Origin of the sequence: Paenibacillus enshidis (genome assembly GCF_042136365.1) — a bacterium.
In the GTDB taxonomy this organism is placed as follows: Bacteria; Bacillota; Bacilli; order Paenibacillales; family Paenibacillaceae; genus Paenibacillus; species Paenibacillus enshidis.
This window is the reverse complement of sequence record NZ_JBHHMI010000031.1, coordinates 1-19667: the sequence shown is the minus strand read 5'-3', so window position 1 is coordinate 19667 and position 19667 is coordinate 1. Positions and strand designations below refer to the sequence as shown.

Annotated in this window: 19 protein-coding genes; 12 read left to right on the top strand and 7 right to left on the bottom strand. The window is 53.0% G+C overall.

All coding sequences use genetic code 11. The annotated features are described in order from the left end of the window. Window positions 1–34: 34 nt before the first annotated feature. The 5 genes from ACE41H_RS21955 to ACE41H_RS21935 all read right to left on the bottom strand — a co-directional run bounded on the left by ACE41H_RS21955 (window position 35) and on the right by ACE41H_RS21935 (window position 4965). Window positions 35–874, bottom strand: coding sequence for a carbohydrate ABC transporter permease (locus ACE41H_RS21955; RefSeq protein ID WP_375357698.1), 840 nt, complete (start codon window positions 872–874; stop codon window positions 35–37). A gap of 13 nt (window positions 875–887) precedes the next feature. Continuing rightward, the gene (locus ACE41H_RS21950; RefSeq protein ID WP_375357697.1) at window positions 888–1754 is read right to left on the bottom strand and encodes a carbohydrate ABC transporter permease; all 867 of its coding nucleotides are present in this window, start codon (window positions 1752–1754) and stop codon (window positions 888–890) included. Between the two features lie 185 nt (window positions 1755–1939). After that, a complete protein-coding gene (locus ACE41H_RS21945; protein ID WP_375357696.1) occupies window positions 1940–3277 on the bottom strand; it encodes a sugar ABC transporter substrate-binding protein in 1338 nt (445 codons plus the stop codon). Between the two features lie 45 nt (window positions 3278–3322). After that, window positions 3323–4237, bottom strand: coding sequence for a nucleoside hydrolase (locus tag ACE41H_RS21940; RefSeq protein WP_375357695.1), 915 nt, complete (start codon window positions 4235–4237; stop codon window positions 3323–3325). Between the two features lie 41 nt (window positions 4238–4278). Continuing rightward, window positions 4279–4965, bottom strand: a complete 687-nt coding sequence (locus ACE41H_RS21935; protein ID WP_375357694.1) for a Crp/Fnr family transcriptional regulator — start codon at window positions 4963–4965, stop codon at window positions 4279–4281. A gap of 656 nt (window positions 4966–5621) precedes the next feature. Here ACE41H_RS21935 and ACE41H_RS21930 point away from each other — a divergent pair. From ACE41H_RS21930 to ACE41H_RS21920, 3 genes are all read left to right on the top strand, one after another. Further along, entirely contained in the window at window positions 5622–5717 is a 96-nt protein-coding gene (locus tag ACE41H_RS21930) for a putative holin-like toxin (protein ID WP_375357693.1), read from the top strand. 799 nt (window positions 5718–6516) lie between these two features. Beyond that, on the top strand, window positions 6517–6753 hold the full coding sequence (locus ACE41H_RS21925) for a helix-turn-helix domain-containing protein (protein WP_375357692.1): 237 nt from the start codon (window positions 6517–6519) through the stop codon (window positions 6751–6753). Further along, window positions 6750–7952 carry an alanyl-tRNA editing protein gene (locus ACE41H_RS21920; protein WP_375357691.1) on the top strand — a complete coding sequence of 401 codons (1203 nt, stop codon included), beginning with the start codon at window positions 6750–6752 and terminating at the stop codon, window positions 7950–7952. The genes ACE41H_RS21925 and ACE41H_RS21920 overlap by 4 nt, the downstream gene beginning before the upstream one ends. Here ACE41H_RS21920 and ACE41H_RS21915 read toward each other — a convergent pair. Continuing rightward, a complete protein-coding gene (locus ACE41H_RS21915; RefSeq protein WP_375357690.1) occupies window positions 7912–9159 on the bottom strand; it encodes an MDR family MFS transporter in 1248 nt (415 codons plus the stop codon). The two genes, ACE41H_RS21920 and ACE41H_RS21915, sit on opposite strands and share 41 nt — an antisense overlap. A gap of 130 nt (window positions 9160–9289) precedes the next feature. Between ACE41H_RS21915 and ACE41H_RS21910 the strand changes: the two genes are divergently transcribed. Both ACE41H_RS21910 and ACE41H_RS21905 read left to right on the top strand, forming a co-directional pair. Continuing rightward, window positions 9290–10147 carry an alpha/beta hydrolase gene (locus ACE41H_RS21910; RefSeq protein ID WP_375357689.1) on the top strand — a complete coding sequence of 286 codons (858 nt, stop codon included), beginning with the start codon at window positions 9290–9292 and terminating at the stop codon, window positions 10145–10147. A 244-nt stretch (window positions 10148–10391) separates the two neighbouring features. Continuing rightward, window positions 10392–10715, top strand: coding sequence for a hypothetical protein (locus ACE41H_RS21905; RefSeq protein ID WP_375357688.1), 324 nt, complete (start codon window positions 10392–10394; stop codon window positions 10713–10715). Here ACE41H_RS21905 and ACE41H_RS21900 read toward each other — a convergent pair. Continuing rightward, a complete protein-coding gene (locus ACE41H_RS21900; RefSeq protein WP_375357687.1) occupies window positions 10712–11950 on the bottom strand; it encodes an aminopeptidase in 1239 nt (412 codons plus the stop codon). The two genes, ACE41H_RS21905 and ACE41H_RS21900, sit on opposite strands and share 4 nt — an antisense overlap. A gap of 159 nt (window positions 11951–12109) precedes the next feature. Between ACE41H_RS21900 and ACE41H_RS21895 the strand changes: the two genes are divergently transcribed. From ACE41H_RS21895 to ACE41H_RS21865, 7 genes are all read left to right on the top strand, one after another. Next, window positions 12110–12874, top strand: coding sequence for an AAA family ATPase (locus ACE41H_RS21895; RefSeq protein ID WP_375357686.1), 765 nt, complete (start codon window positions 12110–12112; stop codon window positions 12872–12874). Between the two features lie 39 nt (window positions 12875–12913). After that, window positions 12914–13342, top strand: coding sequence for a VOC family protein (locus ACE41H_RS21890; RefSeq protein ID WP_375357685.1), 429 nt, complete (start codon window positions 12914–12916; stop codon window positions 13340–13342). Between the two features lie 180 nt (window positions 13343–13522). Continuing rightward, window positions 13523–14707: an amidase gene (locus ACE41H_RS21885; RefSeq protein ID WP_375357684.1), complete on the top strand. Its 1185-nt coding sequence runs from the start codon at window positions 13523–13525 to the stop codon at window positions 14705–14707. After that, a complete protein-coding gene (ggt, locus tag ACE41H_RS21880) occupies window positions 14704–16287 on the top strand; it encodes a gamma-glutamyltransferase (RefSeq protein ID WP_375357683.1) in 1584 nt (527 codons plus the stop codon). Before ACE41H_RS21885 ends, ggt begins: the two co-directional genes overlap by 4 nt. 284 nt (window positions 16288–16571) lie before the next feature. Then, complete coding sequence (locus ACE41H_RS21875; RefSeq protein WP_375357682.1) at window positions 16572–17612, top strand: ABC transporter substrate-binding protein; 1041 nt, start codon at window positions 16572–16574, stop codon at window positions 17610–17612. Between the two features lie 141 nt (window positions 17613–17753). Then, window positions 17754–18665, top strand: a complete 912-nt coding sequence (locus ACE41H_RS21870) for an ABC transporter permease (RefSeq protein ID WP_375357717.1) — start codon at window positions 17754–17756, stop codon at window positions 18663–18665. Beyond that, window positions 18665–19459: an ABC transporter ATP-binding protein gene (locus ACE41H_RS21865; RefSeq protein WP_375357680.1), complete on the top strand. Its 795-nt coding sequence runs from the start codon at window positions 18665–18667 to the stop codon at window positions 19457–19459. The genes ACE41H_RS21870 and ACE41H_RS21865 overlap by 1 nt, the downstream gene beginning before the upstream one ends. Window positions 19460–19667: the final 208 nt, after the last annotated feature.

The following is a 19667-nucleotide window of genomic DNA, read 5'->3' as shown; positions in this document are numbered from 1 at the left end:
GTGAATCAATCGGGCACAACCCATATCTCGCCCGTTACTCCTTCGAGCCCGTATTGGCAATGCCCTGCACATAATAGCGCTGCAGCGGAAGCAGCAGCACGACGGGGATCAGGATGGACAGAATGACGGCGGCGAACATTTCGTTCCAGTAGGTCGCGTATTCGGTGACGAAGTCGCTCAGCGCGACCTGAATCACTTTATACTCCTTGGAGCGTGTCACGATGAGTGGCCACAGGAAGGATTCCCACTGCTGAATGAAAATAAGCAGACTGGCACTGACGGTCACGGGTTTGCAGAGTGGCATGACGATATTCGCATACACCCGCAGCCAGGAGGCCCCGTCCATACGGGCTGATTCCACGAGGGACGTCGGCAGCTCCAGAAAAAACTGGCGGAACAGGAAGATGACCAGCCCGTTGGCGATGCCGGGAATAATGATGCCTGCATAGGTGTCCACCCAGCCCAGACTGTTGACAAGACTGTACAGCGGGATGGAAATGACCTCAAACGGAATCATGAAGGTAATCAGCACCAGCAGAAACAGCAGCGTTTTTCCGCGAAATTCGAAATACACGAAAGCAAACGCCGCCATGGAGCCAAGCAAAAGCCCGCCAAGAACGTTGACTGCCCCGACAAAAAAGGTATTCAGAAAAATTCGTCCGAACCCTCGCTCCGCAAACAGTGACTGATAAGCGTCCAATGTAAAATTGGACGGCCAAAACGTTTTCCACGTAATCGGCGACATATATTTATAAATGTCCTCCAGCGGACGGAACGACGAAACAAAAGCAAACGCCAGCGGCAGCAGCACCAGCAGCGCCACAGCGATGTGTACAGCATACAGCAGCAGATGAGAACGGGTCAATCGGTTCACGTCGAAATCCTTTCTAATGGGAGGTCCGCAGCAACTTGAACTGCAGGGCGACAACGGTCAGCGTAATCAGTAGCAAAATAACCATCATCGCGGACGATCTGCCCATATCGGAATATAGAAAAGCGTTGTTGAAGCTTTCAAGCATCAGCACGTTCGTGCTGTTTTCAGGTCCGCCCTTGGTCAAAATGTACATCGGTGAAAACAGCAGGAAATTCGCCGTCGTCACGGCCACGACAATAAAGGTCAGCGGGCGCTTCATGAGCGGAACCACTACATGGACAAATTGCTTCCAGCGGCTTGCTCCGTCCAGGGACGAAGCCTCCAGCAGCGAAGCGGGAATCTCCTGCAGCCCGGCCAGCAGGAACAGCGCCCAATAGCCGACGCCCTTCCAGGACGCAATCGCGATAATGGAGCCCAGCGCCTGCGAGCTGCTGCCCAGAAATGGCTGCGGGTCCAATCCCAGTGCAACCAGGATCGAATTCACGACACCCTGCTCAGGACTGAGCATAATGTTCCAGAGGACGCAGGCGGTCGGGACGGATACGGCGACAGGCACGAAATGAATGCCGCGAAAGAAAGCAATGCGCTTGATTTTCGTATTTAACAGCATTGCCAGCCCGAAAGCCAGCACAATTTGCAGCGGGTTAATGATCAGATTAAATACCAGCGTCACCTTCAGCGAATTCCAGAAGACGGGATCAGCGAACAGGGACTGGTAGTTTTGCAAGCCGACGAAGCTTTTTTCGCCTGTAATAAACTGTGTCGTGTATACGCTCTGCACGACAGCGCTGAAAATGGGATACAGCTTAAACAGCAGCAGCCCGGCAAGGGTAGGCAGCAGAAAGAGCAGGATGGGGCCAATATTATTTTTCAGTTTCATAACCGCGCATGGAGACACGCGACGTTAGTCGTGTGAGGAATTACGCTCGGCTTGAGGGCTACCCATCGGTAGCTCGAAAGCCGAAAGCTCCATGCTTCCTCCTTTTATCATGAAGATTTAACGATTTTCCTCTTGAAGGAAAAAAGGGGGAACCGGGCTCAGCCTTTCGTCCCCCCCGGATGCGGTCAATTTGCTGCTGCACCCTTGTATTTTTTCAATTGGTTATCGATGACGTTGACGGCGGCATCCAGCGCTTTTTGCGGGTCGGCGCCATTTTTCATATCTTCAAACGCTTTGTTCATATTTGTTTCCCATTCCAGGTAACCGGGCGTTTTCGGGCGGGGAACGGCTGTTTCGCGCGATTCCTTGGCGGCGATGCGGATGACGTTGTCAGGGAACTGCTCATATTTCGGATCGGTGTCGATAGAATTGAGCAGGTCGATCTGCGGCGGCAGCGTGCCGCCTTCTTCAAACAGGATTTTGGAGCCTTCGCCCAGCGTCAGAAATTCAATGAACTTGGCGGATGCTTCTTTCTTCCCGGAATATTTGGAGATGCCCACATTCCAGGCCCCGGTTGGTGTGGCTACCTTTTGACCGGCAAAATACGGGTGCAGCGTAACGCCAAAATTCAGGCCGGAATCCCGGATTTTCGGCATGTTCTGGTTGGTGGATACGAACATCGCGACTTTACCGGATGTAAAATAGTCGATGGATTCCTCTTTCTTGATTTTCGGGCTGACTTTATCCTTGTTGAACAGGTCTGCGTAAAATTGGAATGCCTTCACGGCCTCCGGCGAATTCGAATACCCGCTGGACACCAGTCCGTCGTCGCTGAGCATTTTGGCGCCCAGGCTGTCCGACAGGGCCAGAAGCTGGTACGCTTTGCCTACCTGCTCGAAGGAAAATCCGTATACGTCGTCTGAAGTCAGCTTTTTCGCCAAATCCCGCACTTCCTCCCACGTCATGCGTTTGTCCGCGTCCGGGAATGGAATGCCTTTCTTTTCAAAAATATCTTTGTTGTAGTAAAGCACCTGGCTGGAGCTGTTCATCGGTGCGGCCATGAGCTCGCCCTTGTACGACACGGTCTCCACCGCGGATTTCGTCCATTTGACCTTGGCGTCTGCTGGGAGCAGCGAGTCCAGCGGCTCCAGATAACCTTTCACGGAATAGTTCATGACCAGCGGCGTATCGGCAAACAGCACGTCCAAATCCTTGGCTTTGGAGCTGAGCTTGATTTCAATTGTTTCTGTCAATTGGTCGATTGGAACGAGATTCATTTTGACCTTGATATCCGGATTTTGCTGTTCAAAAGCTTCAACCACCTTCGTGAGCGGCTTCTCGTAATTGGAATAGGCCTCAAACGATATTTCCGTTGCTGCCGAAGGAGTGGAGCTTTGCCCGTTCGAACTTGCAGAGTCCGCAGTTGTGCCGGCTCCCTGGGAACAGCCAGTAAACAGGACGGCTGCCGCCAGCAGAGGCGTACACCAGGCGGCAAAGCGTTTCGCCGATTGTTTGGAAATCATGTACGTTCCACCTCGATAGATTTATGATGTTAAGAGTATGCTTTTTTAAAGCAGGGCTGTATCTCGTGAAAATAATCTTTGGTTCAGCAGTTCAAAAAAACGGGTTGTGTCTAACTCAAGCGCTGTCTCCACATTCCCGGCTGCGCTTGCTTCGGCGATCGTTTGCCCGGAAAATTCTCCGCGTTCGTACAGGACCTGGATGTTCATCCGTTTGGTGCGGATTAATGTAGGGTCGAGCAGCACAGCGATGGCGAGCGGGTCGCACATATACGAAAAATCTCGCTCCATATAGTCCATAAAGTCATGCATCATGCGCACAAGGGTTCCTGTAAGCAGAGTTCCGCTTGTCCCCATGAGATCCGCTTCCTCTCTGGAAAACACAGCCTGCCGGGTCACGTCCAGCCCAAGCATCAGGATGGGCGCACCGCTTGCAAAAACAACCGTAGCCGCTTCCGGGTCGCACTGGATATTATGCTCGATAGGGGATAAATTGCTGCCGTTAGGAGCGAGACGGGTGACACCGCCCATCATGACAATCTGCTTCACACACTCGGCAATGCGCGGCTCTCGGATCATGGCCGTCGCGACATTCGTGTGCGGTCCGATCATAACAAGCGTGATTTCGCCGGGATTCTCCATCACCGTCTGCACGATGAAATCGACTGCATGCTTGTCAAACTTGCCGCCGCTTTCCTCCAGGTGCATGCCCTTTCCCTCGATTCCCGCTCTAAGCAGGGGACGGTTGCGGAGGAGCGGCAGCTCGATGCCGGGACATACCGGGATATGCCTGACTCCGCACAGGTCCAGCACCTTTTGCGCAATTAACGCGCGGGTCCGGACTTTCCCGTAGACGGTGGTGATGCCTGCAATACGGATTTCCGGTGATTTAAGAGCCAGGGCGAGCGCTACTGCGTCGTCCGCATTGGTTCCGATATCCGTATCCAAAATAATTCTCGACAATGGATTCCACTACTTTCTCTGTCTGATGCTTGTAAAAAGGTTCAATTCATGCCGCCGGAGCCAAATATCGCTTGTACATTGTGGAGCAGAATATGCTTCCGGTCATAGCTGATGGTGCCCTGGGCTTTCCATTTGCTCAGCAATTCCGAAACGGTCTGCCGGCTGCAGCCGATCATGTTGGATATCTCTTCATGGTTCAGGACCAGATCGATTCTGGAATCGCCATCGCCAACCGGTGTGCCTAACTGCTGAAGCAGCCAGGCGAGCCGCCACGGCACGGGCTTGGAAATCAGCAATTCAACCGTGCTTTGATGGTGAATGAGCCGGTCGGTCATCGTATACAGGATGTCGCTCATGATCTCATGGTCGGAATGGATTTTTTCCTGAAGAATGGCCGCGTCAAGCATCCAAATCTGGCTGTCGTGCAAACACTGGGCATAGCAGGGATGATTTTGTTCCAGGACAATTTCCGCCAGCCCGAAGGCGTCCCCGGTTTTTCGGATGAAAAAGGTCACATCCCGTCCTTCCTCGGTAAATTGGCATACCTTGAGCAGTCCGTTTTCGATGAAATAGGAGCTGACAGGGGCGCTTCCTTTGGTAAAGACAAAAGAGCCTTTGGGGAATTTCCGCAAGGTTCCGTATTTGCGATGCAGGGCATACACCGAATCGCCGGAGCGCTGCGGCGCTTTTGGCTCGGTAGAGACAGCTTTTATCGCTAACTCAGGCATTGCGGCATTCGCCCCCACTTCTGTACACCAAGCGTTGCCTGGCTGCTTTCATCGACGAACCCAAGCCCAGTATAGGAGAAAAAACGATATGATTCTGTCGGGTACCCGACAGTAATAGGTGAAGCTGCAGCATGTTTTTTTATGCCTCCCGCTCTTTTGAATTGGCACCCCTAAGTATGCGGGAAGACATTGAGGAACATGTTATGGGAACGTTAAGGTTTGTAAAACCCAGATTTAGGCGGGTGGTTTGTAGACGGCCTGCCTTGTCCTCATATCTGGCACAAGAGCGGCGCGGCTATTATAATGAAGCGACAGGAATTGTGAAGGGCGGGAGAAATGTTGGATATTCGCAATATTGATAAGGAAAGTGCATGGCGTATCAGGCATGAGGTCATGTGGCCTGACAGGGAACTCGCATATGTTCAACTGAAGGATGACGATATGGGTCATCGTTCATATTTCTCCACGGCACTTCTTGATCTTACTCTTCCTTTATTTCATCAGATACTTGGATTGCAGAAACCTACACGGACGACTGAGATCGCGGGCAATAATTTGGTTTAAAATTGCTGCCAATCTTTTTTGTTTTTATGGTATATTTATGTAACATGGTCGAAATCGGCTAATGGACGGTTGGCAATCATCTCCGAAAGGAGGTGGTGCTAGTGGTCGAAGTAAAAGATGTATTCCTAATCCTATTCGCGTTTGGGAGTTTCATTCTAGCGCTTCTCACCTACTTAAAGAAAAAGTAGACCGTCCTTCACAGGGATAGCGGTCTACTTTTTCTGATCGTCACCTTGTCACAAGCCAACCGTCTTTTACGCGGTCAGATCATGTGATGAGTCGGAGTGTACCAGCACTTCGGCTCTTTGCTTATACATTACCACAATAAGGGCAAAATATTCAAGGATGTGAATGACTGGGGCTTACCCGAAAGGGATTCAGTCTGTAGTAGTTATTAACTTACGTCAAGGGTGTCCACCGCGAGGTGGAATCCGATAGAAGTCAGTGGTATTAGTACATAATCCATCCGGGTGTCGAATTCTGCCTTTGTGTATGATACATAGAATGTCCCATTTAAATAATTTCAAAGGCACCACGTTTTATTATACAGACCTACAGCTTACGCCCCCATGCCTTGCGCGGCTGGTTTGTCAGACTGCCGTGGCTACGTAAAACCTCCACTGAATAGAGAAAGATCCGTAGAACCACCATTACCGCAACGAAATTTTTTTGAAATGTGGTGGATCTGCTATGGATATTAATTTTGTGAATAAAATTGTAATCACTCTTTAGACAATCGCTCATAATACTCCTTAACTTTTTTGCAGCATATTTTTTCATGAATTCTTCATTCTTCTTTTTTTGGCTAAAAAGCGTTCTGCGTCTTTTCCTTGCAGAGTTGGTCTTTCACGTAAGCTCACAGTCATATGTTTGTCCTCTCTTTTTTTATTGTTCAAACAATCACCCTCACTTATACAATTAATTGTTTGCTCTCTATTTGATGAAGCTAGGTTTGATAGATAAAATAGTATCATGGAGGCGAAATTGATGTCTGTAATCAAATGTAATCTGAGACTACTCATGGCTGAGCATCGAATAGATGATATAACAGAGCTTATGATAAAATCGGGTCTGAGCCGGAATTCAATTAACAAACTGTACAGGGAAACGAACATCGAAACGGTAAAGCTGGAAACCCTGTTTAAGCTATGTGATACCTTCAATTGTGAATTGTCTGATTTGATTGAATATATCCCTGAACAGACTGGAAAGGAAAGTATATGACTAACAAGCTGTATTACGACTCCGCATACATAACGGAATGGGAGAGCAGAATCATACAGAAGCTTGAACGAGACGGGCGCAAACTGGTTGTGCTGGAGGAAACGGCATTTTACCCCACTGGAGGGGGCCAGCCGAGCGACACTGGGACGGTGAACGGCATTCCTGTACTGGACGTGTTCAGTGAGGGAGACACGGTATTCCATGAAGTTGAACGATTGCCGGAAGAGGCGAATGCCGTGTGCAAGCTGGACTGGAGCCGCAGATGGGACCATATGCAGCAGCACAGCGGCCAGCATTTGCTGTCAGCGGTCATTCTCAGGCTCCTTGGCGCAAAGACGGTCAGCTTTCATCTGGGCCAGGAGGAATGCACCATTGATATTGAGCTGCCGGAGCTGAATCGGGCACAAATGGATGCGGTCGAACAGGAAGTCAATACGGAAATTTACCGTAACCGCGTCATCAGCAGCTATTTTGTAACAGAAGAGCAACTGCGGGACATCACGCTGGTGAAACAGCCGAAGGTAACGGAAAATATTCGTATCGTCGAAATCGAAGGCATTGAGTACAACGCCTGTGGCGGCACGCATGTTAGCCGGACCGGTGAGCTGGGGATGATCAAGCTGCTCAAGACGGACAAGCAGAAGGGAAATACCCGAATCTATTTCAAATGCGGCGTTCGTGCGCTTCAGGACTACAATGAAAGTCTGCGTATCCTTGAGGTTGTAGCAGGAAGATTCAACACTGGACGTCATGATATCGTGGACAGATTTGAAAAATGGGAGCAGGAGCAGGCCCGGATGCGGACCCGTGTGGATGAGCTGCAGCAGCGGCTCGATGAGCATGAAATCAAGGAGCTGCTTGCAGCGGCAGAAGGACCTGTGTTGGTGCATGTATTTGCGGACAAGCCTGCCAAGGAGCTGCAGCCTTTTGCCGCCAAGCTGACCGGCGGCCGGAACATCCTCGTTCTGCTGGCAACAGAAGCGGACAACAAGCTCCTGCTGGCCCATAATGGCTTGCTGGATGTGGCCTGCGGTGCCTTTTTCAAGCAGAATCTAAGCAGCTTCGGCGGCAAAGGCGGGGGCAACAACCAATCGGCCCAGGCCGGGTTTGCGTCTGCGGAGGACATGCAGCGTTTTATCGATTTTGCACGCAAGGAGCTTAATCACGCTGCTGCTCCGGATGCTCCACATACATTCTGAACAATTGAATATATAATGCGGCACTGATGAGTGCAAACAACAAAATGAAGCTGAGTACGCCCATTGGCGGCACCCAAGTGGACAGGAAAACGGTGATTGGCGCCAAAAACCTCCCGATGGTGGGCTGCAGGCTGTCGGCTGCCATATACTGGCCTCTTGCGTGCTCCGGGGCATAACGGCTGATAAAGCTCTGTGTCACCGGAGAGCGCACCATTTCCCCGAAAGTAAAGATCACCGTAACGAAAAATAGGTACCATATGTTGCTGCCCAAACCGAGAGCGAAAGTGCCTACACCCGACAGCAGTGAAGACAGAATAAACACATTGCGCTCCTTCCAGCTGCCGAGCCATTTGGTAACTGGAAGGATGAAGAGAACAAATAACAGTCCGTTGAAGCCCAGCACCCACCCAAAGATATCCGTACCTGTGAGTGCGGGCGAACCCGCAATCCATGGGAAAAAAGGCTGGGCGGGAACCTCATTGATAATGTAAAGCGGCAAATAGAGATCCAGTTGCAGGATCGACACCATTGCACAGATGCCTGCCAGCGTATACACCAGGAACACCTTATCCCGAAAAATAATGCCATAGCTCTGCCACTGCTTTTTGAACACACTGGAGATTGAAGCTTCCGCTTTGATCCTGGATGGCGGCGATGTTTCATGAACCATGAAATAAATGCCGATCAAATACAGCAGAAGGACGAACGTGCATGTCCACAGCAGCTCCTGCCGGTAATGGAAGAAGAAAACGGCCCCCAACGCGGGCCCAAGCACGGCGCCAAGGTTATTGGCGGTCGTAAACGTGGCGAATACCTCACGGCGGTGCTCTGCCGGAACGAGGTCGGCCACCATGGCGGCGCTTGCGGGCCTGTAGATGGCCACTCCCAGCCCAATGCCAATAAAAGCGAGATAATCGATCCAATGGGATGGCGACATGGCAAAGCATGCGAACATCACCATCTGGAGCGATGCGCCAAGAAGCATGATCGGACGCCGTCCTGCCCGGTCCGCCAGGGCTCCCCCAAGCAGCGCGCCGATGATGCTGAAGATCGGAGGGACAGTCATTAGAATGGCGGCGATATCATTGCCTAAAGCCTGACCAAAATAGACGGTTATAAACGGAAAGTACATCCAAAAGAGCATGTTAAACAAGGCTTCCCCGATTAACCGGACCTTCAAATTGTTATTCCATAAACGAATTTGCACAATATCCTCCTCAAGCTTACCCATTATGTAAAGTGCCCCGGACGGGTAAATCAAACTATAGAACATTTCCCAGGAAAAATATAGACTATAGGTATACCTGAAAGTGAATACAGAAAGGGGCAGATCGTAAATGATCACGGAAAAAATAAAGCTTAGCCCAGAAAGTGAAGATGTCTATCTGCAAACCTACCTCCTGCATAACTCCGGGCAGTTCGGTACAGACCGGCGGCGTCCTGCGGTCATTATCTGTCCCGGTGGCGGGTACAACCATACCTCCGACCGGGAGGCCGAGCCAGTCGCCCTTCGTTTCCTTGCCCAGGGCTTTCATACCTTTGTGCTGAGATATTCGGTCCGGGAGTCCGCGCGGTTTCCACAGCCGTTTCTGGATGTGGCGCGGGCTATCGCTCACGTAAGGGAAAAAGCGGAGGAATGGCTGGTGGATGCGGATCGGGTCGCGGTATGCGGATTTTCGGCCGGCGGCCATGTGGCAGCGGCTTCCGGTGTTTTCTGGAACAAGCCCTTTATCTACGAGACGTTACAGGAAGAGCCGGTAAAGCTCAAGCCGAATGCGCTGATCCTTGCGTATCCGGTCGTTCATTTTAACGATTGGCCGCGCAGCGCCGCCTCGACGGTAGAGGAAGGCTTGACCGAAGCGGAGCGGACCTTTGCGAATATTTTCGGTACGCCGCATCCTGAACAGGAGCTGAGAGACCAGTATGGGCTCCACCTGCATGTGGACGCGTCGGTGCCCCCGTCCTTCCTGTGGCATACGGCGGACGATCCGGTCGTAAGTGTACGGAATTCACTGGATTTTGCCGCTGCGCTAACGGAGCATCAGGTTCCTTATGAGCTGCATGTTTTTCCGCAGGGAGTGCACGGCCTGTCCCTGGCCGATGAGACGACTGCCACAGGACCCCAACATGTGAATGAACGCTGTCAGGTATGGATCAATCTTGCAACCGCCTGGCTTAAGGACTTATACAGATAACATACTTGTTTTTCTTAATCCGTGATCTTATCTTTTTCCAGAACTGTTAGCAAGAGTGAAATTATTGAAGCAGGGGAATGCAATGAGTGATGTGAAATCACTAAATTAAATGTGAGGAACATAGGACTACCAGGCGTGTAAAATATGAAGCATTGGCTGGTCACGTACCCTGATGCATGTTTGTCCCCGGACCGCATACAGTAGTAGTAAAACCATGCTGCTCGTACGGCTGGGGGAGGTAATCATGAAGGTTCTTATTCTTGTAAGGGAAGAACAGGAAGCTGGAGGCAACGGAGTGTCAGAAGCGGAAAGGTGTCTCTCCTATGCTGAAGCACAGCAATGGGTTCAAGCGGGCGTGCATGAGCTGGACGGGCAGGAAGGCGGGATGTGGGAGCCGTTGGGCAGACAGCTTGCGGAAACGGGAGCTGCTGCCCTGTTAACGGCTGACCTTTCACGGGTGACCGATAATATTCATGAGTTCATACGTTTTCTGAAAATGCTGGAGCAGCATCACGCCAAGCTGTATACGGTCAAGGACGGAGAGGTGGTCGATTTTTCGGCCGTTTAATCTTCATGGAGCGCCCAGCCGCCGTTGCGGAAAATCGGCTCTATCCGTCCATCCTGTGTCTCTCCGTCGATGTCCATGGACGCGGACCCGATCATGAAATCGACATGGATGAGGCTTTGGTTGATTCCTGCCGCCTCCAGCTGTTCGTTGGAAAGCAGTCGACCGTACTCCAGGGAGGAAGCAAAGCCGCGGCCAAGCGCCAGATGGCAGGATGCATTTTCATCGTACAAGGTATTATAAAAGATCAGATCTTCGCTGGAAATGGGCGAGCTATGCGGAACAAGCGCAATTTCTCCCAGATAACGCGCTCCTTCATCCATGTCAAGCATGCTTTTCAATGCCTCGTGCCCTTCCTCTGCCTCAAAATCCACTACCTGGCCTTGCTCGAAGCGGAGTGTAAAGTTATTGATCAGGCTGCCGCGGTAGCTCAATGGCTTGGTGCTGCGAACGACACCGTTCGTCCCTGCTTTATGCGGCGTAACAAATACCTCCTCGGTTGGCACATTGGGATTGAAAGCATGTCCTTGCTCGTTATCCGCCGCTCCGCCACGCCAGATGTGGGAGCCCGGCAGCTCAACCGTCAGTTCGGTGCCGGGAGCACGGTAATGCAGCCTGCTGTACTGCTTGGCGGTTAGCCGTTCTCTCTGCTTGCGCAGGGATTCATTATGATGATGCCAAGCTTGTACGGGATCCGGGCGGTCAATCCGTACGGCGCGGAATATCGCCTGCCAAAGGGTGTTCACGGCGTCTTCCGGTTCCAGTTCCGGATAAACCTTGCGTGCCCATGCGAGTGAAGGGACGGCAATAATGGACCAGGTCATTTTGTAGGAGACTTCATAATCCTCCCACTTCTTCAAGGCTTCGCCCGCAGCCTTTGAACGAAGGGCGATGCGCCGGGGATCAACAGAACGCAGCAGCTCCGGATCGCTGGATTGGATGAACAGAAAGGCCCCGTTTTTCTCCGCAATCTCCTCATAAGCCTGCGCCTTCCAGCGCGGAAAGTCACTCAGTCCCTCTTCAGGAGCCAACTCGTACATCAGCTTGGTGCTCGCCTCGTCAACCCACTCGATATGCACCTGGGAAGCCCCCTTCTCGTAAGCCTTGCGGCTAATGAGCCGGACAAGCTCAGGGGTATGGATGGGCGCCTGAATCCACAACTCCTGCCCAGGCTGCTGGTTCACCGCAACTTGCACGGCCAATTCTGCGTATTTCTCCAGACTGTGATCAAAATCCATATCCATCATCTCCTTGTAGCCGGTCGAACCGGTAGTTTGAAGTCCTAGCTGTAAGCGTTTAAAATTATTGTATAATCTATACATTATCATATTGGGACGAAAAAATAGAATTAGCAATTAGAGATTGGCAGAATTAAACCCGTTAGGAGTGATGAGTTAGTGTATGTGCAGGGGCGGGAGCCTTTTCTGAGAAAAATCGGGCTGGATAGAAGCCGTGTGCCGTCTTTTGCAGAGTATCCGTTTCATCTTGGGCCGATTCGGAATCTGAAAGAGCTGCCATTTGACCCCGGTGTCACTTATATCGTAGGCGAGAACGGAATGGGGAAGTCCACCTTGCTGGAAGCCATCGCTGTTGCGTGGGGGTTCAATGCGGAGGGCGGAACGAAAAACTTTTCGTTCTCAACTCAGGCCACACATTCAGAGCTGCATGAGTATGTCCGGCTGGTACGCGGGACGCGCAGAGCGCGTGACGGCTTCTTTTTCCGGGCAGAGAGCTATTACAATGTGGCGACGAATATCGACGAGATGGACAGAGAACCGTGCGCCGGACCGTCTATTAAAGCCTCCTACGGAGGAAAATCGCTGCATGAGCAGTCGCATGGGGAGTCCTTTTTTGCAGCCTTCATGAATCGCTTCGGCGGCAACGGTCTGTACATTCTGGATGAGCCGGAGGCCGCGTTATCCCCGTTAAGGCAGATGGCCATGCTTGCACGTATTCATGAGTTGGTCAGGCAGAATTCCCAGTTTATCATTTCCACACATTCGCCGATTCTGATGGCGTATCCGGGAGCCCGTATTTATAATTTGCATCCGGACGGTATCGAAATCAAAGCACTGGAGGAAACGGATCACTATATCATTATGAAAGAGTTTCTGAACAATAAGGAGAAAATGATTAGAGAGCTGTTTGGAGAGAATGAATGAGTCGCAGCCTTTGCTTTAAATATGAAAAGGGGATTGTATATGAAACCACGCATATCTGTATTTACATTGGGAGTGGATGATCTGGAGCGGGCGGTAGCATTTTACCGTGACGGATTAGGACTACCGACAGAGGGGATTATCGGGCAGGAGTTTGAGCATGGCGCCGTTGCTTTTTTTGATTTGCAAGCAGGTGTGAAGCTGGCCGTCTGGCCGCGCAAGTCTCTTGCGCATGATGCCGGGATTTCGCTGCAGGCAGCCAGTCCCGGTGAGTTTACAATCGGGCATAATGTCGGCAGCAAGGAAGAAGTGGATCAAATCATGGAAGAAGCGCGGAAAGCGGGCGCGGTGATCAAGGTTTCTGCACATGATACTTTTTGGGGAGGATATTCAGGTTATTTTCAGGACCCTGACGGCCATATATGGGAAATAGTTTGGAATCCTGCTTGGGAATTCGCGGACGCGGACTGAGTCTAAGGCTGAAGCCAGTCTTCAAAGTGAATACGGCAGCGGAATTTCTGTTTGGGTAACAACCTGACGTCCCGGAATTAGTACGACATCCAAAAATGGATGCATATGATGTACACCAGCAAATTCAGGCATTATGATTGGACAAAATCCTGGAGAAGGAGCGAAAGGATGAAGGGTCCAATGAAAGATCAATGGAATGCCGTCGTCAGTCCCGTGATAGTAGAGCCTGCAGGACAGGGAACGCTGAGCGGAAGCAGCTTTATGGTCAAGGACGTGTTTGCAGTACGCGGCTGCACGAACGGTGCGGGCAATCCGCGCTGGCTGGAGACGCATGGTCCGGCTGAGGCGCACGCAGAAGCGGTGAGCCTGCTGCTGCAGGCGGGGGCACGGCTGACAGGCACGACGCATACGGATGAGCTGATGTTCAGCCTGAACGGGGAGAATGCCCACTACGGGACTCCCGTGAACCCCAAAGCTCCCGGCTGCATCCCCGGCGGGTCCTCCAGCGGTTCGGCGGTCGCCGTTGCCGCCGGGCTTGCCGACTTTACGCTGGGGACGGATACCGGGGGATCGGTGCGTGTCCCGTCTTCCTACTGCGGCGTATATGGAATGCGCCCGACGCACGGGAGCGTGACCGTGGAGGGGGTGGTCCCGCTTGCCGTCAGCTTTGATACCGTTGGCTGGATGACGCGTAATCCCGAGATGTTGCGGAGCGTGGGAGATGTGCTGCTGCCGTCGTCCACACCAGGGGCTTCCGGCTTTCGCAGGGTCATGACTGCCGAAGACGCCTGGGAACTGTCGGACCGGGAAAGCGCGGAGGCGCTTGCTCCGTATCTGAACTTGCTGCTTGGGTCAGGCGGAAGTCATGAGTCTGTGCAGTTGGCGCCAGAGGGGCTGTCTGAATGGATGACCATGTTCAGAACGATTCAGGGCTATGAGATTTGGCAGGAGCACGGTTCGTGGATTAAACGCGAGCAGCCCGTATTCGGGCCGGATATCGCCCAGCGCTTCTCATGGGTCAGTACGATTGAGCGGGTGGACTTTGAGAAGGCAGAAGGACGCCGCCAGCAGGTGTGGCAAGCGCTGGCAGAGCTGTTGCGGGAGGATGGTGTGCTGGTCATTCCGACCACCACAGGAGCGGCGCCGGCGCTTGGGCAGCAGGGGCCGCAGCTGGAGGAGCGCAGATCCAGAACAATGCAGTTGACCTCTATTGCCGGTCTGGCGGGGCTGCCGCAGATCACGATTCCCGCCGCCGAGGCGGGGGGCTGTCCTGTCGGTATCTCCGTCATCGCGGGCCCGGGACAGGACCGCCGCCTGCTGGATTGGGTCGTCACGCTGGTTCCGGAGGTAAGGGGGAGCCTATGAGCATGACACCGGTCACAGGCACACAGACGATGGTCGTCAGTCCTCATTATCTGGCAAGCGCGGCCGGATCACGCATTCTGCAGCAGGGCGGCAACGCTTTTGACGCGGCGGTGGCGGTGAGCGCCTGTCTTGCCGTTGTCTATCCCCATATGACGGGATTGGGCGGCGACGCCTTCTGGCTGACTTACAACAGTCGGGAAGGAAAGGTCAGGGCCTATAATGCAAGCGGCCGTTCGGGTGGCCGGGTCACCGCTGCGTGTTTTGCAGGCGAAGCCGCCATCCCGCAGCGGGGCCCCCGCAGCGTCATCACCGTGCCAGGCATGGTGGACGGCTGGGATGCTGTGCTGCGGGCATACGGCTCAATGACGCTGGCGGAGGTGCTTGAACCCGCAATCCGCTATGCGCTGGAGGGCTTCCCGCTGTCGCCTGACCAGCACGCCACTACCGCCGAGCGGCTTGATGTGCTGGCGGCTTATCCGCAGACGGCCGCCATCTACCTGCCCGGAGGCAAGGTCCCGCAGCAGGGCAGCCGCTTTATCCAATCCGCGCTGGGAAGAAGCCTGCAGCAGCTCGCAGACGAGGGCCGGGACGCATTTTATACAGGCGGTATTGGCCAGGAGATTGTGCGTTCACTGGCGGAACAGGGCGGTCTGCTGAGACTGGAGGATTTTGCGCGGCATACGGGGGAATGGGCAGAGCCGATCAAAGGCAGCTACCGCGGTCTTGATCTGTACCAGGTTCCGCCCAATTCGCAGGGCTTTGCCGGCATTATGGCGCTTCATATTCTTGAACATTTTAATTTGCGCAGCATTGAACACGGCTCGTATGAATACTACCATCTGCTTGTAGAGGCGCTGAAGCTGAGCTTCCGTGACCGCAACCATTACTTGACAGACCCGCGCTTTTCCTCCATTCCCCTGGAGCGTCTACTGTCCAAGTCGTACGCCGCCGAGTTGGCGGCTTGTATCGATATGGAACAGTCGCTGCCGATGGATACGGAGCCGGTAGGCAATGATACGGCGTATGCGGCAGTGGTGGATGCAGAGGGCAATGCCGTCTCTTTTATCCAGAGTCTGTATTTTGAATTCGGCTCGGCCGTGATTGGGGGAGATACCGGCATTCTGCTGCAGAACCGGGGCTCATTCTTTTCCCTTGATCCGTCGCATGTGAACAGGCTGGAGCCTGACAAGCGGACGTTTCATACGCTGATGCCGGCTATGGTCTGCCGGAACGGGAAGCCGTATATTTTGTACGGCACCCAGGGAGGAGAGGGCCAGCCCCAGACGCAAATCGCATTGCTCACACGTATGGTCGATTACGGCATGGACCCGCAGACCGCCATACATGCACCACGCTGGGTGTGGGGCAGAACGTGGGGGGATGACACGCAGGAATTGAGGCTGGAGGGCCGGATCGCGGAAGAGGTGCAGCGGCGCTTGCGGTCTGCCGGGCATACGGTGAAGGTGGTTGAGGATTTTGCCGGAGTCATGGGGCATGCACACGCGATTATGATCGATGGCCATGGCTTCCGTATCGGTGGCACGGATCCCCGCTGCGATGGCGCGGCCATCGGCTGGTAATGGACAGGTACGGGATATTGATTTGAAAAGCGCATATTTAGAAACGCCCTGATTGCTAAGGAAGCTGTTTTCTTTCCTGGATCAGGGCTTTTTTGCTTTATTACCAATTGACGAGTGTGACATTACCGCTTAATATTAAAAAATCAACGCCTGTATATGTTGCCGGCGGACCCGGCAGCATTTTGCTTAATTTGTCGCTTTGTCTGATAAAAGCAACGATGCGTAGAAGCGTCGAATCAATCATGTTTAATCATATTGTTAATTAAAGAGAGGGGTTAGATAAGATGAAAAAGATGTGGATGTCCCTGACGCTGGCAGGCGTGCTGCTGATGGTAGCAGGCTGTGGCAATAACGGCAGCGGCGGAGAACAGGATGGGGGAACGGAGCAGAGCGGCGGCAGCGCGGAAGGAAAAGCATATACGGTTGCTATTTCGCAAATTGTGGAGCACCCGTCCCTGGACGAAACCCGCAGAGGCTTCCTGGCCGGCCTTAAGGACGCCGGTATTGAAGAAGGTAAGAACCTGACGGTGGATTATAACAATGCGCAAGGGGATGCTACAACGAACCTGTCGATTGCCCAGAAGATTGCGGATAGCGACAGTGACCTCGCGCTCGCCATTGCAACACCGCCTGCACAGGCGCTCGTACAGCAGGTTCAGGACAAGCCGGTGCTGTTCGCGGCCGTTACTGATCCGCTTGGTGCTAAAATCGTAGGTGACCTGGAGAAGCCGGGCGCTAACGTTACAGGAGCCTCGGATACGAATCCGGAGGCAATCGTGCAACTGATGGATTTTGTCGCCTCAGAGCTGCCTGACGTCAAAACCGTCGGCCTCATCCTCAACGAAGGAGAGCCGAACGCGGTCGTGATGGCAGACAATGCCGAGAAGGCTTTGGCATCTCACGGCATCAAGCTGGTCAAAGCTTCTGTAACCAACACCTCCGAGGTGAAGCAGGCTGCGGACTCGCTTGTCGGCAAGGCTGATGCGTTCTTCATCACGCTGGACAACACGGTGGTCAGCGCCGTAGATACGATTATTCAGGTGGCCAATGACAACGACATTCCTTTCTTTTCCAGTGACCGTGATACGGTTGAGAAGGGGGCCATGGTAACCGTTGGCTTCAAATACTATGATCACGGGTATCAGGTAGGCCAAATGGCGGCCCAAATTTTGAAGGATGGAGCCAACCCTGGGGACATGCCTGTCTCTTTCCCTGACAAGCTTGACTTGATCCTGAACGTGAAAGCGGCGAAAGAGCAGGGCATTGAAGTGACGGATTCTATGAAGTCCAAGGTGCAGGACCCGGATAACGACATTATTGAATAATTAAAAATAACAGGTCACGGCCTTTCATGCGGGCCAAACAGAAAGTGAGTAACGAAATTCAGGGCGGCTCCTAGAGATTCGCCCTATCTTTTTTTGTATAAGGGGGTCTCCATTGTGTGGAATTCGCTTGACGGGGCGATCATGCTTGGGCTGCTGTATGCGCTGATGGCGCTCGGCGTTTATATTACGTTCCGTATTCTAGATTTTCCCGATTTGACTGTAGACGGGAGCTTTACTACTGGAGCCGCTATCGCAGCGGTCATGATATCAAACGGTTCCTCGCCATGGGTCGCTTGTCTGGCGGCGTTTGCGGGCGGTCTTGTGGCGGGGGCATGTACAGGACTATTACACACCAAAGGAAAAATTAACGGACTGCTTTCCGGGATTCTAATGATGATTGCACTGTATTCCATCAACCTGCGCATTCTCGGCGGCAAGCCGAATATTTCTTTGCTTGGCCTGGACACGGTGTTTTCCGGGCTGCCCAGAAAGGTATGGGAAATTTCGTCGATTACGTTTGTCATGCTGGTGATTGTGATTCTTTTCAAAATATTGCTGGATCTGTTCATGAAAACGGATCTGGGTCTGGCGTTGCGCGCAACCGGCGATAATAAACGTATGATTCGCAGCTTTGGCGCAAACACGGATACGACCACGATTGTTGGTGTCAGCCTGTCCAACGGGCTGGTGGCGCTGTCGGGTGCGTTTATCGCCCAACAGGCGGGTTTTGCCGACATTACGATGGGCATCGGCATGATCGTGATTGGTCTGGCTTCGGTGATTATAGGGGAAGCTATCTTTGGCGCCCGCACGGTGTTCCGTGCAACGCTGGCAGTTATTCTCGGCTCGATCGTCTATCGTATCGTTGTAACCTTTGCCCTGCGCATCGACTGGTTCGAAACGTCTGACCTGAAGCTGATTACGGCCATTATCGTCATTATCGCGCTTGTCTTCCCGACGGTGCGGCGGGTGCTGAAGCAGAAAAGCATGGCAAAGAAGCGCTCGGCGGAGCTGCTGGGAGCAGCAAATGCTAACACAGGAGGCGGACGCTGATGCTGCATATCAAGAATGTGTCCAAGTTGTTCAATCCAGGCACAGTGGACGAAAAAATAGCGCTCATCGGCGCCAATCTGCAATTGAAACCCGGAGATTTCGTGACGGTCATCGGCAGCAACGGGGCTGGTAAGTCCACGCTGATGAATATTATTTCGGGTGTGATGAAGCCGGATACAGGCGAGGTCCGCATTGACGGCCAAAATATAAGCCAGCTGCCGGAATTCAAGCGCAGCCGCTGGATCGGACGGGTGTTCCAGGACCCGATGGCCGGCACTGCGCCAAACATGTCCATCGAGGAAAATTTAGCGATGGCTTATACACGCGGCAAAGCGCGCGGTTTCGGTTTCGGCATCACCGCCCCTAAGCGCAAGCTGTTCAGGGAGCAGCTGCAGCGTCTTGGTATCGGTCTGGAGAATCGGCTCGGCGCCAAGGTAGGGCTGCTCTCGGGCGGAGAACGGCAGGCGCTAAGTCTGCTGATGGCCACCTTCACACGGCCGCAGATTCTGCTGCTGGACGAGCACACGGCTGCGTTGGACCCGGCCCGCGCGGAACTGATCACCACGCTGACGGAAAGTATTGTGCGCGAGATGGAACTGACAACCCTAATGGTCACGCACAATATGGAGCAGGCGATTCGCCTCGGCAACCGGCTGATTATGATGGATAAGGGACGTATTATCCTCGATGTGAACGAGCAGCAGAAAAAGGAGCTGACCGTGGAACGGCTGCTCGGCGAGTTCGAGCGCATCAGCGGTGAGAAGCTGGCCGATGACCGGATCGTACTGGGCTAACGGAATGGAAAGTGAAAAAGAGGATGAATCATAGGGGATTACCCTGCTGCTTCATCCTCTTTCTTTTAGAGGTTGTTCAAAAAGTCATCTTTTGATCACGAAGGAAGTCAGGAAGCGGACTCGACATCGACTCTTGAATTCAGCCGGGCCTAAGCGGATGCTTCCGAAGCATGTTTCCTGCGGAAACATTTCAGGTGCTCACGTACCC

What these genes read in the sequence shown, in the direction of transcription:
- ACE41H_RS21950 (WP_375357697.1), bottom strand. Translation starts at nt 1,754, where the DNA reads ATGAAACTGAAAAATAATATTGGCCCCATCCTGCTCTTTCTGCTGCCT.
- ACE41H_RS21945 (WP_375357696.1), bottom strand. Translation starts at nt 3,277, where the DNA reads ATGATTTCCAAACAATCGGCGAAACGCTTTGCCGCCTGGTGTACGCCT.
- ACE41H_RS21935 (WP_375357694.1), bottom strand. Translation starts at nt 4,965, where the DNA reads ATGCCTGAGTTAGCGATAAAAGCTGTCTCTACCGAGCCAAAAGCGCCG.
- ACE41H_RS21925 (WP_375357692.1), top strand. Translation starts at nt 6,517, where the DNA reads ATGTCTGTAATCAAATGTAATCTGAGACTACTCATGGCTGAGCATCGA.
- ACE41H_RS21920 (WP_375357691.1), top strand. Translation starts at nt 6,750, where the DNA reads ATGACTAACAAGCTGTATTACGACTCCGCATACATAACGGAATGGGAG.
- ACE41H_RS21910 (WP_375357689.1), top strand. Translation starts at nt 9,290, where the DNA reads ATGATCACGGAAAAAATAAAGCTTAGCCCAGAAAGTGAAGATGTCTAT.
- ACE41H_RS21905 (WP_375357688.1), top strand. Translation starts at nt 10,392, where the DNA reads ATGAAGGTTCTTATTCTTGTAAGGGAAGAACAGGAAGCTGGAGGCAAC.
- ACE41H_RS21900 (WP_375357687.1), bottom strand. Translation starts at nt 11,950, where the DNA reads ATGGATTTTGATCACAGTCTGGAGAAATACGCAGAATTGGCCGTGCAA.
- ACE41H_RS21890 (WP_375357685.1), top strand. Translation starts at nt 12,914, where the DNA reads ATGAAACCACGCATATCTGTATTTACATTGGGAGTGGATGATCTGGAG.
- ACE41H_RS21885 (WP_375357684.1), top strand. Translation starts at nt 13,523, where the DNA reads ATGAAAGATCAATGGAATGCCGTCGTCAGTCCCGTGATAGTAGAGCCT.
- ggt (WP_375357683.1), top strand. Translation starts at nt 14,704, where the DNA reads ATGAGCATGACACCGGTCACAGGCACACAGACGATGGTCGTCAGTCCT.
- ACE41H_RS21875 (WP_375357682.1), top strand. Translation starts at nt 16,572, where the DNA reads ATGAAAAAGATGTGGATGTCCCTGACGCTGGCAGGCGTGCTGCTGATG.
- ACE41H_RS21870 (WP_375357717.1), top strand. Translation starts at nt 17,754, where the DNA reads ATGCTTGGGCTGCTGTATGCGCTGATGGCGCTCGGCGTTTATATTACG.
- ACE41H_RS21865 (WP_375357680.1), top strand. Translation starts at nt 18,665, where the DNA reads ATGCTGCATATCAAGAATGTGTCCAAGTTGTTCAATCCAGGCACAGTG.